Origin of the sequence: Clostridium sp. JS66 (assembly GCF_033561535.1) — a bacterium.
GTDB classification, from domain to species: domain Bacteria; phylum Bacillota; class Clostridia; order Clostridiales; family Clostridiaceae; genus Clostridium_AM; species Clostridium_AM carboxidivorans.
Window position 1 is genome coordinate 4,666,685 of sequence record NZ_CP131467.1, and the last position, 15,714, is coordinate 4,682,398.

The window sequence follows — 15,714 nt, forward strand, 5'->3', positions numbered from 1 at the left end:
AAACTGCACTAAATAAGTAGGCTTATTGAAAAAGGGTATTGTTTTAAAATAATATAAATATACCCTATAAAATAAGTCTACTTTTAATTATATTATAATAAAATTTTTTACAAATAAAGTTCTTAGATATAATCTTTGAGTATCATTACCTAATTACATAACTTTATCATAATTATTCTATTGTACTTGTTTCTTTTCAGCAATATCACTATTAAAAGTATCTAATTTCATATCTACTTTTGATAACTGATCAATTACTAAGTCTTTTAAGTTATCAATAACATGCGTTAAAGCAATTGCTCGTTCAATTGTGTCTTCTTTTAATTCCCTATGTTCAAAAATATCCACACACTGTTCAATTGTATCTGCCTGTTCATGATGAATATATTGCACAAAACAATTTAATGCATGTTGATTAAAAATGTATTTCGGTGTTAAAAATTCACAATATTTATCTATAACTTTCTTTTTGAGATCAGCTAAATAGTTATTCTTTGATTCAATACTGCTCATCTTGTTGTCAGTACTATTAGATCTATTTTCGGCATGATTTTCTTGGAATTTCATTAAATAGTAAGACTGTATTTTTATCAAACTTTCTTCTTTTATAAATTGATCTGGTATTTTATAAATAAGCTTTTCTAATTTCTCTTTAAGTTCCTTTTTTAATTTATTTGCTTCTTCTACAAAGTTTACCTGCTTTTGTCTATAGGCTGAACAACTTTCATAAGGAACACTTGGTCTAAATGTAACATTCATACTTATTTCATCATTACAATCCTCTACCATATCTGAAAGTTGTGATTTGTAATAACTCTGAACTTTTTCTCGTAATACTTTACTAAGTTCATCTACCACAAAGTAATTAAAATTAAAAGATTTATATTCTTCTCTTTCTATAATATTAATAAAGTCTATAATTTCAAAATTATATTTACCCATTAAATCTTGAATATACTTCATGATACTATTATTGTCATCAAATAATTCAGGATCACTTTGCGCCGTACACCAAATACCATTATGATTTTCATAGTTATACATAATATACGAAAATCTATTATCTAAATTGCAATATGCAGCAATACATAATCTTTTAAAATCATCACTTTTTATAAAATTTAAAGCATCATTGTCCTTTGTAGAATAGTTTTGTTTTTTATATTCCAATTTTTTTAATTCATCACTTAAAAGCGCTTGTGATTCATTAATATTAGTAGCTATATCCCTTAATTCAAATAATTTTTTCAACAACAATAGTCTACTAGTACTTATTTGCATAGTAGTATCCATAATATTATCCCCCTTGTACCATGTATGTAGTTGTAACATTTAATAGAATCCATCTTTGTTTCCTAACGAATATTATCAACTCAATTTTAAAAATTATTAATTATTTAAATTTTATACCATATGACGGTAAATATCAACATATATACAACATTTTCATATATATGGTATAAAATTAAATAATCATATACAATTTCACATATTATTATCCTTCTACCATTTATAAATCTTCAAGCTTACCTTTCACTTTCGCGTTTTACAAGGATACAGGTGGATTCAATTCCACTACTCAATGCAGAAATACAACGTGCGTCTGGAAATGCTTTCTTTGCCATATTAGTAAGAGTTTCCCCTGGACCAAGCTCTACAAATAACCTAGCACCACGTTCAAACATTGATGTTGTAGCTTCATACCATCTAACTGGATTTGAAACCCCATTTGAAAGATCTTGCCCAATTTCCTCAGCTTTTCGAAGCACTCTTGCTTTACAGTTACCAACAAATAATGTCCTTGGGTCTTTTAAGTCTATACTAGCTATTTTACTTGCTATTTCATCAGAAACATTTTTAAGAAGCTTGCAATGTGATGGTACATTAACCTTTAAAAGTTTAGCCTTATGTGCTCCTTCAGAAAGTGCTAGGGTAAATACTGCTTCAATTGCAGAAAGACTGCCTGCAATTGTAATTTGATCCTGCGCATTTAAATTTGCAATAAAAACTGGTGAATTTGATTTATTTATTTTATCTAATAATAAGCTTATACGCACTTCATCAAGGCCAAGAATAACTCCCATACCATAACCTTTAGGATAACTATTCTCCATAAGTTTTCCCCTAAGTTCAACTAATAACAATGCATCTTTAAAATCTAATGCACCAGATACAACAGCTGCTGAAAAAGATCCAACTGAATGTCCTGCAACCATGTTAGGAACTGCTCCTTCTGATTTCAATACACGAGCTATGGCTACACCAGAAATAAGTAAACATAACTGAACTGAAACAGTAGATAAAAGAGATTCTTTAGAGTCTAATAAAAGTACATCCCTTCCTAATACCAAACTTGCTTCTTCAATAGTTTTTGTAACCATAGGATGTCTAGGAAGTTCATGAAGCATATTTTCTTGTTGTGAACCTTGACCTGGAAATAAAAATGCTACACTCATATTATCCCTCCAAATGTTCATCTTCAGACCATAGATTTTCAACTAACCTTGGACCACTAACTGTTCTAATTAAAAAAGGACTATTGCCTCTTGCATACTCGGCTAAGGCTACACTTCCTTTTGATGTTTCAAGTTGTACATCTACTTTAGCAGGCACTTTTAACAACTCTTTTATAATATCTTCAGCAGTTTTAACTGATAAAAATCTCTCTGCTCTAATAATAACATCTAAATCACTAGTATCAGTTACACTCTCTACTCCACTAGCTAATTCAAATCCAACACTGCCTGTAAGTCCCCAGATCATATTATGAGTTTTAAAAATACTATCTACAGCTTCAAGAGTTTCAAATATATGAGTTTCTTTTATGTGATTATTGTTTCTCCATAACTTATCTTCTACTAATTGTTCAGGACTTATGATTTCAGTTATATTACTATTAAGTATAGTTGCAGCTAATCGCTGACTTCTATTATTACCACGTACTCCTACTGGAATCATATCATTTATTATTGGAGCACGGCGCACCACCACAAATGGTGCACGTTTCACTGCTTTATTAATCCATGAAATATCTACAAAATCCCCAATAAGATCACTTATATCATTAATTTTTATTAAATCATTAACCTTTAATCCCATTCTTCTTTTAACCTACTCCTAACTTTAATTCCAGCTGCTCTTCCCTCAAGAGCTTTTTCTGAAGTAAGACGGTTACTTAAGTTTGTAATTCCAAAAGTACGAGTTACTTTTATAGCTTTAGATAGCTTTTCTTTTATATTTTCAACATCTTCTGTCTTTGGCTTGTCAGCATTAATTCCACTTACTAATTCCTCTAAAGATCCTAATGTAGAATATGAGCCTATATCATAAGCCATAGAAGGAACTTTTTTAGCTGCTTCATCTAATTCCTCTATTGTACGCTTAGTAATTCTAGCAGCAGATTGTTTTGACATAGCATGTACCAATACTCCTGGATCATCTAGTGCAATAATTCTATTTGCCTGATAGCCATGCGTTAAAAATGCTCCTGATATAGCAGGTCCAACTAACAGAGAAATAATTGGGTGACCAGCATATCTTGCTGTAGCATAAGCATCTACAGCTCCTGCACAAGACTGGAATATACCAAGTAATTCTTCTTTATATCCATAAGCCTGACTTGGTACGTCTACAACTGCAATTATTGGACGTTTCTTTTCTTTATCTGCATCTTCTTCCATTGCTTCTCTTACATACTTAGCAATAGTCCAACCTTCTTCCAATCCAACCTCTCCTTTGCGGGCTCTTGGAAAACGGCTGTTAGGATTAGGTACTACAGCAATATAACGAACTAGTTCATCGCCTAACTTAACATCAGCACATAATATTGATGGTACATCTCCTACCTTTAGATTTTCTATGCCTGTCAACTTTTCAAACCAAATTCTTCCTCTACTCATTACTTTTTCATTTTGTTCAACTTCTTGTGTTTTTACATTCTCAACTTCTTCTAAAGTACACTCCTTTGCCCACATTTTGCGAACTTCTATTTGGGTTAAAGGCTTAGTTGGATCAACCGCATTAATACGCGAAAGATATAAATCTATTTGCTTGCTTCTAAGTTTAGAAGGTTTTCCTTCCTTTACCGCAGCTCTAACTGCTTCAACAATATCAGTAATATCATCTTCAGCAAGGACATCAGCTAGTCCTATAGCTTGACGTTGAGCTCCACCAATAGTATTCCATATTAGCCTCTTATCACTAGCATCAAATTCATCCACTCCTGCTTCTTGTTCAATAACTTCAGGTCCATTTAGTGTCATTCTTCCTTCACGAGTTATAATAATTTTACTAAATAAACCTGCTGTCATGGACATTCCACCAAAGCATCCTATTTTTCCTGGTATAACACCAACTACAGGTACATAGTTACGTAATGCAACAATTGCAGATTGAATTTCAGAAATTGATAATAGCCCATAATTAGCTTCTTGAAGTCTAACTCCGCCACTATCAAGTACTATTACTGCATTAGTTTTTACACCCTTTTTATTATCATTAACCGCTATTTCTAATGCTCCAGCAATCTTTGCTCCTGAAACTTCACCTATACCACCACCTTGGAATGCACCTTCTATGGAAATAACAACAGCTCTCTTGCCAGAAATTTCTCCGCGAGCTACTACTACTCCATCATCACATTGTGGTACAATGCCCTGTGGTTCTAAGTGTGGTGATTCAAATCTTTCAAATGGTCCAAGTAATTCCCTAAAAGTTCCTTCATCAAGTAATACTTTTGCACGATCACGTGCTCCAAATTCTACAAAACTATCTTTGAGTTTTAGCATAACTACTCACCTCCAAAGCCTGTAATAATCTCATTGTAACCATACCTGGCGTTGCACCAAAGTCGTTGATTTCAATCCTTACAGCAATATCATTAGCTTGAAAAAATTTATCCAATATATCCTTCCATATCTGTTTAAAACCATCAAATCTAGTTCTCACTACAACGTAAGCCTTTTTTTCTTTTATTGGCTCTAGCAAAATTTCTAAATCCCCAGAACCTACTACTCCAACATATGCACGCTTAGGTACAGACTTTGTTGCAGAATATTCAAAGGTTAATTTCTCCATGTTAAGCTACCTCCAAATCTTAATCTTTTAATTTAATATAAAAATGCTAATTTATCATCATCTTACCAACTGCGAAATTTAGCTGGTGGTTCATATAAGCCTGAAGACCAATCTACAAGATCATCAATACTCCTTGCTGCAAGTAAAGAACGTTTAGCATCTGTACGCTTTATTTTAAGATCTTCTGGGAAAGCTATTACTCCAGCTTTTCTCAATTTTTCTGTAACCTCTAGATCATTTCTATGTCCAATTGGAGTTACTCCAGCAATAGCAGTCAATGCTTGACGACGTTCTTCTAAATTTTGAGCTTTATACAAATAAGCAATTCCTTCTTCGGTTACTACGTGTGTTACATCATCACCATATACCATAACTGGTGCAATTGGTAATTTTGCATCCTTTCCAACTTTAATTGCATCCAATGATTCCACAAATACAGGCTTGTTGCCCTGTTGAAAGGTTTCAACCATTTGAACAACTAATTTTTTACCACGAGCAATTGAACTTTCTTCTGTTATCATATTTAGCCAAGCATCTGTGGCATGTCTTCTTCCATGGGGGTCTGATCCCATATTAGGCGCACCTCCATAACCTGCAAGTCTTCCAAGTGTGACTGTTGAGGAATGACCATCGGCATCCATTTGAAGCGTAGATCCAACAAATGCATCAACTGCATACTGTCCAGCAACCTGACACATTGCACGATTTGAACGAAGACTTCCATCTCTACCTGTAAAGAATATATCTGGCCTTGCTGCAACATACTTTTCCATGCCTACTTCTCCACCAAAGCAATGGATACTTTCTACCCAACCACTCTCTATAGCTGGAATTAATGTTGGATGTGGATTAAGGGTCCAGTTTTTACAAATCTTACCCTTTAGTCCAAGCGATTCACCATAAGTAGGAAGAAGTAATTCTATTGCTGCTGTATTAAAGCCTACTCCATGATTAAGAGATTGTACATTGTGTTTTTCATATACTCCACGAATAGCCATCATAGCCATAAGAATATGCATTTCTGTAATCTGTCTAGGATCTCTTGTAAATAATGCTTCCAGTTGATATGGCTTGTCGGATACTACAACAAAATCTACCCATGAACCTGGTATATCTACTCTAGGTACTTCATCAACTAATTCATTAACTTGAGCAATTACAATTCCATCACGGAATGCTGCAGCTTCAACAATAGTTGGTGTTTCTTCTGTGTTAGCTCCAGTATAAAGATTACCACTAGCATCTGCTTTATCTGCTGCAACCAAGGCTATGTTTGGTGTAAGATCAACAAATAATCTTCCATATAGCTCAAGATAAGTGTGAATTGCTCCAACCTCCACAATGCCATCTTCAATGGCTTGAGCCATACGAAGACTTTGAGGTCCTGCATAAGAAAAATCTAATTTTTTTGCAATTCCTTTTTCAAAAATATCAAGATGCTCTGGCCTGGATACACTTGACATAACCATATGTAAATTATTAACTCTATCAGGATTTACATTATTAAGTGCATTTGAAAGGAAGGATGCTTGTTTTTGGTTATCTCCTTCTAAAGCCACAAGATCACCTGATGTTATAAGTGTTTCTAGAACTTCTACAATTTTTTCTGTTGGTATAATTCGCCCATTTACTAACTTTTGTACTTTTGCAATTTGACTTGCCTTTTTATCACGTCGAGTAGTCCATGAACGTTGTAAACCAGCATTTAAACTAGATTGATTCATGATTTATTCCTCCATTTTCTTCTTTATTTCATTATAAACTTGATATATATATAACGTCTAATATATAATTATGTATAATATATATACATTTAAATATATGAAAGGATAAAGCTATGGAATTATTGCAACTTAAATATTTTCAAACAGTAGCTCATCTTGAGCATATGTCAAGAGCAGCAGAACAACTTCGCATTCCTCAACCATCCCTTAGCAAGACTATTTCTCTTTTAGAAAAAGATCTGGGTGTTTTATTATTTGATAGACGTGGAAAATACATATATTTAAATCAATATGGTAAGGCCTTTTTAAGAAGAGTAGATCAAGCATTAGCAGCATTAGAAGATGGGAAGCACGAACTTAACGACTTATCCGGAAAAACCTTTGGAGATGTTAAACTAGCAGTTCTTGCAGCCTCCAATATTCTTCCTGATCTTTTAAGTTCATTTCGTAAACAGTATCCACATATAAATTTTAATCTTATTCAGCATTTTTCAAACTCAATAACACGACCTGACTTTGATTTATGCATATCATCTTCACCTGTAAAATTAAATGATATTGACAGTATACCTTTAATAACTGAGGAAATTTTTTTAGCAGTACCAATAGAACATTCTTTAGCTAAACGAAGCAGTATAAAGCTAACTGAAGTTGCTAATGATGGTTTTATAAGTTTAAGACGTGGTAAAAATCTTAGAGAAATAACTGACACTTTTTGCAGCTATGCAGGATTTACTCCCAATGTCATTTTCGAGAGTGATGATCCAGCAACTGTACGTGGTTTAATAAGAGCTGGTCAAGGTATAGCATTCATTCCTGCTGTATCCTGGGGCGGTTCTGCAGGTTCTTCTATGGTTCTTTTACATATAGAAGAACCTGTATGTAATCGTACTATATCGCTGACATATAAATCAGAACGATATCTTCCCAAGGCAGCACGGTTATTTCGTCAATTTACCATTGACTATTTTGCTAAACTTGCTTTTAATAATAAAGCTCACGACTAGAAATATTATGTGTCTATAAACAGTAAAAGCTGATTCCTGTACAATACAGAAATCAGCTTTTAAAATCTTAATATTACTTTTTTAATATTCCTCACATGATATCATTTCAAAAATTACACTTTCTTATAAAATTAAATTACATCAAAAAAGCACATTTGATTACTTTGAGGAAGCCCTTTTAAACAGCCAAACTTTTTAAGTAATTCTATAGCAGAATTACCAATCTTAGAACGTTTCTTTACATCCTCTATTGAGCTGAAGGGCTCTTCCTTGGCTGCATTATATACACCTTCTGCTGCTACATTTCCCATTCCAGATATACTATTTATAGGCGGCCTTAACCCTTCCTCTTCTACTATAAATTTAGTAGCATGGGATTTATATAAATCAATTGGAAGGAACTTAAAACCTCTCTCATACATTTCCAAAACTATTTCTAAATCATCGTACATATCTTTATCCTTAGGGGTAGCTTGATTGCCCATCATTTCAATTTCCTTCATTTTTTCTCTAACTTTTTCTTTGCCAAATATCATAAATTCGCTGTCAAAGGCCTTTGCTCTAATAGTAAAGTATGCTGCATAATAAGCCTTAGGTATATGAACCTTAAACCAAGCTATTCTAAAAGCCATCATTACATAAGCTGCCGCATGAGCTTTAGGGAACATGTATTTTATCTTCCTACAAGAATCTATATACCATTCAGGAACATCATGTTCTCTCATTAAAGCTTCATATTCTGCCCATTTTGCAGGATCTTTTAATGCTTTTCCTTTACGTACAAGCTCCATTATCTTAAAGGCCGTATTGTTTGGCAAACCTTTTTTGATAAGATAAATCATAATATCATCTCTGGTACACACTGCTTCGCTTAAGGTAACTACTCCCTGATCAATTAAGTCCTTTGCATTTCCAAGCCATACATCAGTACCATGTGAAAGTCCTGATATACATATCAAATCTGAAAATGCTTTTGGCATTGTATCTAAAAGCATTCCCCGTACAAACTTAGTACCAAATTCAGGAATACCAAAGGTTCCTACCTTTGAATTTATCTGTTCTGGTGTTACTCCTAAAGCCTCAGTGGATGAGAATATGGACATAGTCTCCTTATCATCCATAGGTATCTCATGTGGATTCACTCCTGTTATATCCTGAAGCATTCTTATAACTGTGGGATCGTCGTGCCCCAGTATATCAAGCTTCAATAGGTTCTGATCAATGGAGTGATAATCAAAATGTGTTGTTATAATATCTGAATTAGAATCATCTGCAGGATGTTGAACAGGACAAAATTCAAATATTTCACGCCCCTTTGGAACAACTATGATTCCTCCAGGATGCTGTCCTGTAGTTCTCTTTATTCCTGTACATCCTACTGCAATTCTGGTTATTTCTGCCTTATTTACTGGAATATTTTTTTCATCATAATATTTTTTCACATAACCAAAGGCTGTTTTTTCTGCTATAGTACCTATAGTTCCAGCCTTAAAGGTTGTGCCTTTTCCAAAAATAACCTCTGTATATTTATGAGCTTTTGCCTGATATTCTCCTGAAAAGTTTAAATCTATATCAGGCTCCTTATCTCCATTAAAACCTAAAAAAGTTTCAAATGGTATATCTATACCATCCTTAACCAGTTTTTCTCCACAAACAGGGCATACTTTATCTGGTAAGTCAAAGCCATTTTTAACACCATAATCTGAAAAATCCGAATGCTTGCAGCTAGGGCACCTATAGTGTGGAGGCAATGCATTTACTTCTGTTATACCAGTCATGTTTGCAACAAAAGAAGAACCAACAGATCCTCTTGAACCTACCAAATAGCCATCGTCATTTGATTTCCATACCAGCTTTTGAGCTATAATATACATTACAGAGAATCCATTTTTTATAATTGATTCCAACTCTTTATCTAATCTGGTCTGAACAATTTCTGGCAGCGGATCTCCATATAGCTCATGTGCCTTTTCATAAGCTATATCCTTAATAGTCTGTTCACAACCATCTATATGCGGTGGACATTTTTCTGGTGAGATAGGACTAATCTGCTCACACATATCTGATATCTTATTAGTGTTTGTAACTACCACTTCATAGGCCTTTTCTTCTCCTAAATATGAGAATTCCTGAAGCATCTCTTCAGTAGTTCTTAAATATAAAGGAGCTTGATTATCTGCATCCTTAAAACCCTGACCAGCTTCTAGTATACGTCTATATATCTCATCTTCAGGGTCCATGAAATGAACATCTCCTGTTGCCACTACAGGTTTATTCAATTTTTCTGCTAATGCTATAATTTTTTTATTAATTTTCTTTAGATATTCTTTGTTTGGTACCTGTTCTTGTCTTACCAAATAATCATTATTCCCCAAAGGTTGTATTTCCAAATAATCATAATCCTGTGCAATAGCCTCTATTTGCTCATCAGATTTTCCAAGTAATATTGCTTGATATAATTCACCTTCACTACAAGCACTACCAAGTATTAAGCCTTCAGAATATTTTTTGTACATGCTCTTCAATATACGCGGCTTTTTATAAAAATAATCCAAATGAGAATAAGATACCAACTTATACAAATTTTTTAAACCTACATAATCCTTTGCCAGTATTATTGCATGATAGGTTTTAAGCTTTTTATATTCTTGCTTTTTAGCAGCCTCATCAGAACCATACACATCTATGTCCTGAAGGGTTTCTGCTCCTCTTTCTTTTAGCCTTTCAAGCATTACATTAAATACCTTAACGGTGGTATCTACATCGTCTAATGCTCTATGAGCAACCTCTACCTTTATTCCAAGGTTTTTAGCAATTCTTCCTAATTTATAAGTTTTAAAATCAGGGAAGAGTTCTTGTGCTAAAGTCAGCGTATCTAGATATGTAAAATCGAAATCATATTCTAAAACTCTAGCATTATGCTTTAAGAACCCTATATCGAATTCGGCATTATGAGCAACTAAAACACTATCTTTAATAAAATCAAGCATTTTAGGAAATACCTGTTCTATAGTTTCTGCATCTCTTACCATGTCGTCAGTTATATTAGTAACTTCTACAACCCTTGGTGGAATTGGTTTCTTCGGATTTACAAAACAGCTAAATTTGTCTATTACCTTTCCATCTTTAACTTTCATAATTCCTATTTCGGTAATTTTTTCTATTACTGGAGAAAAGCCTGTAGTTTCCAAATCCAACACACAATATGTAGTATCAATTCTCTGTCCCTTTATATTTGTTACAGATGGCTTTTTATCAGGCGCCAAATAAGCTTCCACTCCATATATAATCTTCATATCTGGATTATCCCTACCTAAAAGCTTATGTGCTTCTGGAAAAGCTTGCACTACTCCATGGTCTGTTATGGCAATGGATTTCATTTCCCAGCTCATGGCCCTTTTAATCAAATCAGTGGCACTAGTCATAGCATCCATTTGACTCATTTGTGTATGCATATGAAGCTCTACTCTCTTCACCTCTGACTTATCTTGTCTCTTAACCTTTTTCATACCCTCTGTTTCAATTACAGTATTGGCAATAATCTCAATTTCTTGAGAAAACTTGCTATATCCTGAATTTCCAGCAAGTCTAACACCCTTAGCTTTTTTAAGCCTTGATAATACTCCACTATCCTCACCAGGTTTACAGAATACCTTACAGGTCATGGAACTTGATCCATCGTACAAATCAAAGGAAATTAATGTTTTTCCACTTCTTAACTCCTTTGGTTCTATATTTGATATTTCACCTTCTATAGCTATTCTACCTTCATCAGGTGTAATGTCAGTAATTTTTACTATAGGTTCCTTAATATTAGGATTTCTGCCTAATATCAAGCATGAAGTTCCTTTTTTCACAGCAGCTTCCACTTTTACTTCCTGTTTCTTTTCTACAACTTTCTTAGGTAATTTAGGAGTCTCCTCCTTAGCTATTACGCTGTTATTAATTTCTTTCTTAATAAACAGCATTTCACTTGCACGTTTATCCTCTGCCATTTTTAATAATTCTTCATTGCTTAATTTATCAACGAAACTTATTTTGTAATCTGTACCATAGAGGTTTTTTATTACTTTATGAATTTTTTTATCGTAATCCATAGTTTTCAAAAAGCCTGATACTGGAATTTTAAAATTAAAATTTATAGTATCCTCTGCTACTTCATATTCACTATTATTCATCACTGCTTTTAACGCAGGATATCTATTTGCCACAAAAAATACAATATTCTTTAATTCTTTCTCTATAGGTTTTTTATTAGTCCCCTCGGCATACTTTACAGCAATTCTAGAATCATTCAGGGCAAATCTTTGTCTTATAAACTTATTAAGGTGCTCAAATTCTTTTATTTCAATATATTTATCTGAGCTAATTTTCATTTCCAAAGTTTTAGTTTTTTTGCTTAAGACTACAGATTCTACAATGGCAGTATTTATGTTTCCCTCTAATTCACAATCACTAAAAATTTCATTTATTTTCTTCATATTATTTTTAACCTTCTCCCAAAAATTTTTAGCATGTTACTATTATATAAGATAAGATTATACTTTGTCATGTAGGAAAAAGATGTTTATTGGAGTTCCTTTATAAAAAATTTCTCTCTATCTTCTTTATCCGATTGCTATCATTGCTAACATTTATTGTTCATTCTTCAATATTTCCAATAACTTTTTCTTTCTAAGCAAAAATAATACTGGTATTAAATATATGAGACAGCCAATTAATTTTATATAACCATAACTATTTATTTCACTAGCAACTGAAGTAGTTCCAAAAAATCCTGAACCTATCAGTGCACTAAAATCTATAAAAGCATGCAGCATAGCAACTACCCATATATTTTTTGATCTTACATAGATAGCAGCAAGTAATGCCCCCAACACTCCAGCTCCTACTGCTTGTATAAATGCACTTTTAAGCAATACCCCAGAAAAAACATTAGTTATATGTGCAATTCCAAATATTACACTAGATAAAATTATTGCAGCATAAATTCCTTTTGATGTCTTCCCAAATCTATCCATAAGCAAATTTAGTATGGTTCCTCTAAAAATAAATTCTTCAGACATTCCCACTCCAGCCATAGCAGCAATAAACATTAAAATTTGTGATAATGGCAATAACTGACTAACATTTTTGTTGTGAATAATATCTACTACACTGGAAACAACCGTTATTGAACCTATAAAAACCAAAAATCCACCTATAAAAAGTCCTCTCAGTATCCCTACACCTTTTTCTTTAAAGATATATTTTTTCCCAAACAAACTAATAATAATTATGGACACAGTAACTCCAATAAATTCTACTATTAATTCTAATCCATAACCATGGGATTTCATTGAAAAGCTGACTATCCACCCAATACCTTTAAGTACAGCCAAATAAACAACAGTTATCAATATACATAATATAAATGTATGTTTCTCTTTTAAATAATCAATATTATTTTTCATATACTTTACCTCTTAATATATCAAGTTTCAATTCATTTTGCTTCATTTCTATATTGTTCCACTGGAATTTTGCATTGTCAACGGTAAATGTAAATTATTTTTAACTTTATTTCAAATAAAATACTAAATATCGTTATAATATATTGTATAAAGCCTTCTATATATCATATCATAGAAGGCTTTAATATTTATCTAAAACTTTCCAGTCTCAATTCTTTTATTATTTATTGATAATATAAACTGAGATTCTATCATTATGGCTTCAGGATTTGCATAGGTATCAAAAGAAAAATCTGTTGAAACATCTTTTGTCCAAAATATAGCTAACATCATATTTTTGTCATTTTTAGGGTTCTTTGCTGAAAATATTCCGCTAACACTATCACTATTTTCTGAAAAACTCTGAGCAAATATTCCTGTTTTATTTATAGAAAGTGGAATATTATTTGTCATTAAGCTAAATATTTTATTGTTCCATGGGTTTCCTATAAGTACAATATTACTATTTTTAAGATCATTTTCAGTTACACTATTATCTGATTCAATTGATAGCTTATTATAAGAATTTCCAAAATAACTTTTTAACTTACTATTGACAAAAGCTTCCTCTTCCTTAGTAAGAGAATAAGGTTTAACTATTATTGCTTTTTCACCATTTTCAACTCTCAAAAGTAAACTTCCAAGAACACTTCCATTGGTTTGTTCTGAAGCTTTTATTTTCTCTTTTAATGCCTCATGTTTAATTTGATTTATTTCCTCATCAGTAGGTTTTAAATTTTCTGCCTTATATTCCCCTGAATAAATTTCATCATCTATATAATCTCTAATTTTTGATCCAGACTGTTTTTCAATTATATTTAAAAATCCTTCTATAGATGCATTTTTAAACTTATATTCTTTAAAATATGTCTGCATTATTTTTAAAAAGCTATCCTCGCCAACCCTTTTTCTTAAATCTTCCAATATTAAAGGTGCTCTAACATAAATTGATTGAACATATGAAGTCTTATCATTTCCGAACCTGTCCACACTTGAGCCTGCACAAGGTAAATTTAATATCTTAGGATTGATTTCAGCTAGTTTACAAAAATTATATCTTAAACTTCGAAGTACAGCATTAGGAGAATATTGTCCTTCACATTTTTCAAAATAGTATGCAGTAAAAAAAGTAGCAAATGACTCATCTAAAAAAGGTTCTTTATACTCATTATTTCCTACTGTAACATACCACCATTGATGACATAACTCATGAATAGCTCCTTGAATTATAGAAGGTTTAGCATCAATAGATCTTTTAGTAGATGGAATTTCAATACTTGTTACATACTTTGGCATTTGAATAAGTTCGGGATACTCCATAGCTCCACCCTCGTAATAAGATTCAACAATATCAAACTCATCATAAGGATATTTGCCAAATTGCTGGCTGAAAAATTTCATTGCATTTACTGAAGCATCCAGTACACTTTGAGCTATATCTACAAGTGATTCATTATCTGTAGATAGATAATAACTATTCACCTTTATTCCATCTATTTCCTTTGATATACATTTAAAATAAGGACTTATCATTATTATAAAGTCTCTTGCATTTTTTGCAGTTAAATTTACAACTTTTTTGTTGTCTGTTGAAGATATTTCTTTTTCTTTCCCAGTAGAAACTACTACAAAGTCCTTGGGAACTTTTATATTTATATTGTATTCTGAAACATCACTATAATTTGATTCTCCTATAGGATAGAATTTAGTTTCATCCCATTTATTTTCTTTTAAATCATAAATAGACAGTACTGGATACCAATCTGCTAATGAATATACATCATTAAAATAACTAAGCCTAGAAGTTCCCTTTGGAATCTTTAAACTAAATTGCACAAAAACCATTACATCTTCATTTTTCTTAAGATTTTTTTCTAAATTTATCTTAAGAATCTCATTATCTTCAGTGAATTTTGTATCTTCACCATTTATGGATACCTTTTCAATAGATATATTACCTTTTTCCTCTTCTGTTAAAGGTATATTTTTTGTATTAGTATAAGAAAAAGGCATTGTTTCCCTTTTGTTATATAAATCTGGATATAAATGAAATACAAGTTCTTTAAGGTCAGCACCGCTAGAATTGTGAATAGAAACGTTTTCTTTTCCTGCTAAAGTTTTCTTATCCCCATTAAGTTCAATATCCATACTATATTTTGCAGTTAAAGAATCTGCTTTTACAGGAGTGCTTTTAAAAAAGCAGAAAATTGATAATAAAATTATAAAGGTTGTTGAGATTATTTTAGCATTACTTCTTTTCAAACAAAATCACACCCTTTCACCATATAAATATTATATAAATTATACCATTTAATTCCATACCTTTAAACAAAAACTTATATAATTGTTTATTTATTATAGTACTTTTAAGTTGAAAGAATGTAATTTTAATCATATAAAGTGATACTAATTTAT

The 15,714-nt window shown here is 32.1% G+C and carries 10 protein-coding genes; 1 reads left to right on the top strand and 9 read right to left on the bottom strand.

The window, feature by feature from the left end; translation table 11 throughout:
• Positions 1 to 177: 177 nt before the first annotated feature.
• From Q6H37_RS21560 to mdcA, 6 genes are all read right to left on the bottom strand, one after another.
• A complete protein-coding gene (locus Q6H37_RS21560) occupies positions 178 to 1,293 on the bottom strand; it encodes a hypothetical protein (RefSeq protein ID WP_318736487.1) in 1,116 nt (371 codons plus the stop codon).
• A gap of 233 nt (positions 1,294 to 1,526) precedes the next feature.
• The gene (gene mdcH, locus Q6H37_RS21565; RefSeq protein WP_318736488.1) at positions 1,527 to 2,456 is read right to left on the bottom strand and encodes a malonate decarboxylase subunit epsilon; all 930 of its coding nucleotides are present in this window, start codon (positions 2,454 to 2,456) and stop codon (positions 1,527 to 1,529) included.
• 1 nt (position 2,457) lies between these two features.
• On the bottom strand, positions 2,458 to 3,099 hold the full coding sequence (locus Q6H37_RS21570; RefSeq protein WP_318736489.1) for a malonate decarboxylase holo-ACP synthase: 642 nt from the start codon (positions 3,097 to 3,099) through the stop codon (positions 2,458 to 2,460).
• Positions 3,090 to 4,787 carry a biotin-independent malonate decarboxylase subunit beta gene (locus tag Q6H37_RS21575; RefSeq protein WP_318736491.1) on the bottom strand — a complete coding sequence of 566 codons (1,698 nt, stop codon included), beginning with the start codon at positions 4,785 to 4,787 and terminating at the stop codon, positions 3,090 to 3,092. Before Q6H37_RS21575 ends, Q6H37_RS21570 begins: the two co-directional genes overlap by 10 nt.
• Entirely contained in the window at positions 4,768 to 5,076 is a 309-nt protein-coding gene (locus Q6H37_RS21580; protein WP_318736493.1) for a malonate decarboxylase subunit delta, read from the bottom strand. The genes Q6H37_RS21575 and Q6H37_RS21580 overlap by 20 nt, the downstream gene beginning before the upstream one ends.
• 62 nt (positions 5,077 to 5,138) lie before the next feature.
• Positions 5,139 to 6,800 (bottom strand): malonate decarboxylase subunit alpha, encoded by a 1,662-nt coding sequence (gene mdcA / locus Q6H37_RS21585; RefSeq protein ID WP_318736495.1) that lies wholly within the window; start codon positions 6,798 to 6,800, stop codon positions 5,139 to 5,141.
• Between the two features lie 113 nt (positions 6,801 to 6,913).
• Here mdcA and Q6H37_RS21590 point away from each other — a divergent pair, with 113 nt between their 5' ends.
• Entirely contained in the window at positions 6,914 to 7,807 is an 894-nt protein-coding gene (locus tag Q6H37_RS21590) for a LysR family transcriptional regulator (RefSeq protein WP_318736497.1), read from the top strand.
• Positions 7,808 to 7,938: 131 nt separating this feature from the next.
• Here Q6H37_RS21590 and polC read toward each other — a convergent pair whose 3' ends face one another.
• The 3 genes from polC to Q6H37_RS21605 all read right to left on the bottom strand — a co-directional run bounded on the left by polC (position 7,939) and on the right by Q6H37_RS21605 (position 15,561).
• Positions 7,939 to 12,288 (bottom strand): DNA polymerase III subunit alpha, encoded by a 4,350-nt coding sequence (polC, locus tag Q6H37_RS21595; RefSeq protein ID WP_318736498.1) that lies wholly within the window; start codon positions 12,286 to 12,288, stop codon positions 7,939 to 7,941.
• 153 nt (positions 12,289 to 12,441) lie between these two features.
• Positions 12,442 to 13,260, bottom strand: coding sequence for a type II CAAX endopeptidase family protein (locus tag Q6H37_RS21600; RefSeq protein ID WP_318736500.1), 819 nt, complete (start codon positions 13,258 to 13,260; stop codon positions 12,442 to 12,444).
• A 192-nt stretch (positions 13,261 to 13,452) separates the two neighbouring features.
• A complete protein-coding gene (locus Q6H37_RS21605; RefSeq protein WP_318736502.1) occupies positions 13,453 to 15,561 on the bottom strand; it encodes a M1 family metallopeptidase in 2,109 nt (702 codons plus the stop codon).
• Positions 15,562 to 15,714 lie beyond the last annotated feature (153 nt).

What these genes read in the sequence shown, in the direction of transcription:
- Q6H37_RS21560 (WP_318736487.1), bottom strand. Translation starts at nt 1,293, where the DNA reads ATGGATACTACTATGCAAATAAGTACTAGTAGACTATTGTTGTTGAAA.
- Q6H37_RS21600 (WP_318736500.1), bottom strand. Translation starts at nt 13,260, where the DNA reads ATGAAAAATAATATTGATTATTTAAAAGAGAAACATACATTTATATTA.
- Q6H37_RS21590 (WP_318736497.1), top strand. Translation starts at nt 6,914, where the DNA reads ATGGAATTATTGCAACTTAAATATTTTCAAACAGTAGCTCATCTTGAG.
- polC (WP_318736498.1), bottom strand. Translation starts at nt 12,288, where the DNA reads ATGAAGAAAATAAATGAAATTTTTAGTGATTGTGAATTAGAGGGAAAC.
- Q6H37_RS21570 (WP_318736489.1), bottom strand. Translation starts at nt 3,099, where the DNA reads ATGGGATTAAAGGTTAATGATTTAATAAAAATTAATGATATAAGTGAT.
- Q6H37_RS21575 (WP_318736491.1), bottom strand. Translation starts at nt 4,787, where the DNA reads ATGCTAAAACTCAAAGATAGTTTTGTAGAATTTGGAGCACGTGATCGT.
- mdcH (WP_318736488.1), bottom strand. Translation starts at nt 2,456, where the DNA reads ATGAGTGTAGCATTTTTATTTCCAGGTCAAGGTTCACAACAAGAAAAT.
- mdcA (WP_318736495.1), bottom strand. Translation starts at nt 6,800, where the DNA reads ATGAATCAATCTAGTTTAAATGCTGGTTTACAACGTTCATGGACTACT.
- Q6H37_RS21580 (WP_318736493.1), bottom strand. Translation starts at nt 5,076, where the DNA reads ATGGAGAAATTAACCTTTGAATATTCTGCAACAAAGTCTGTACCTAAG.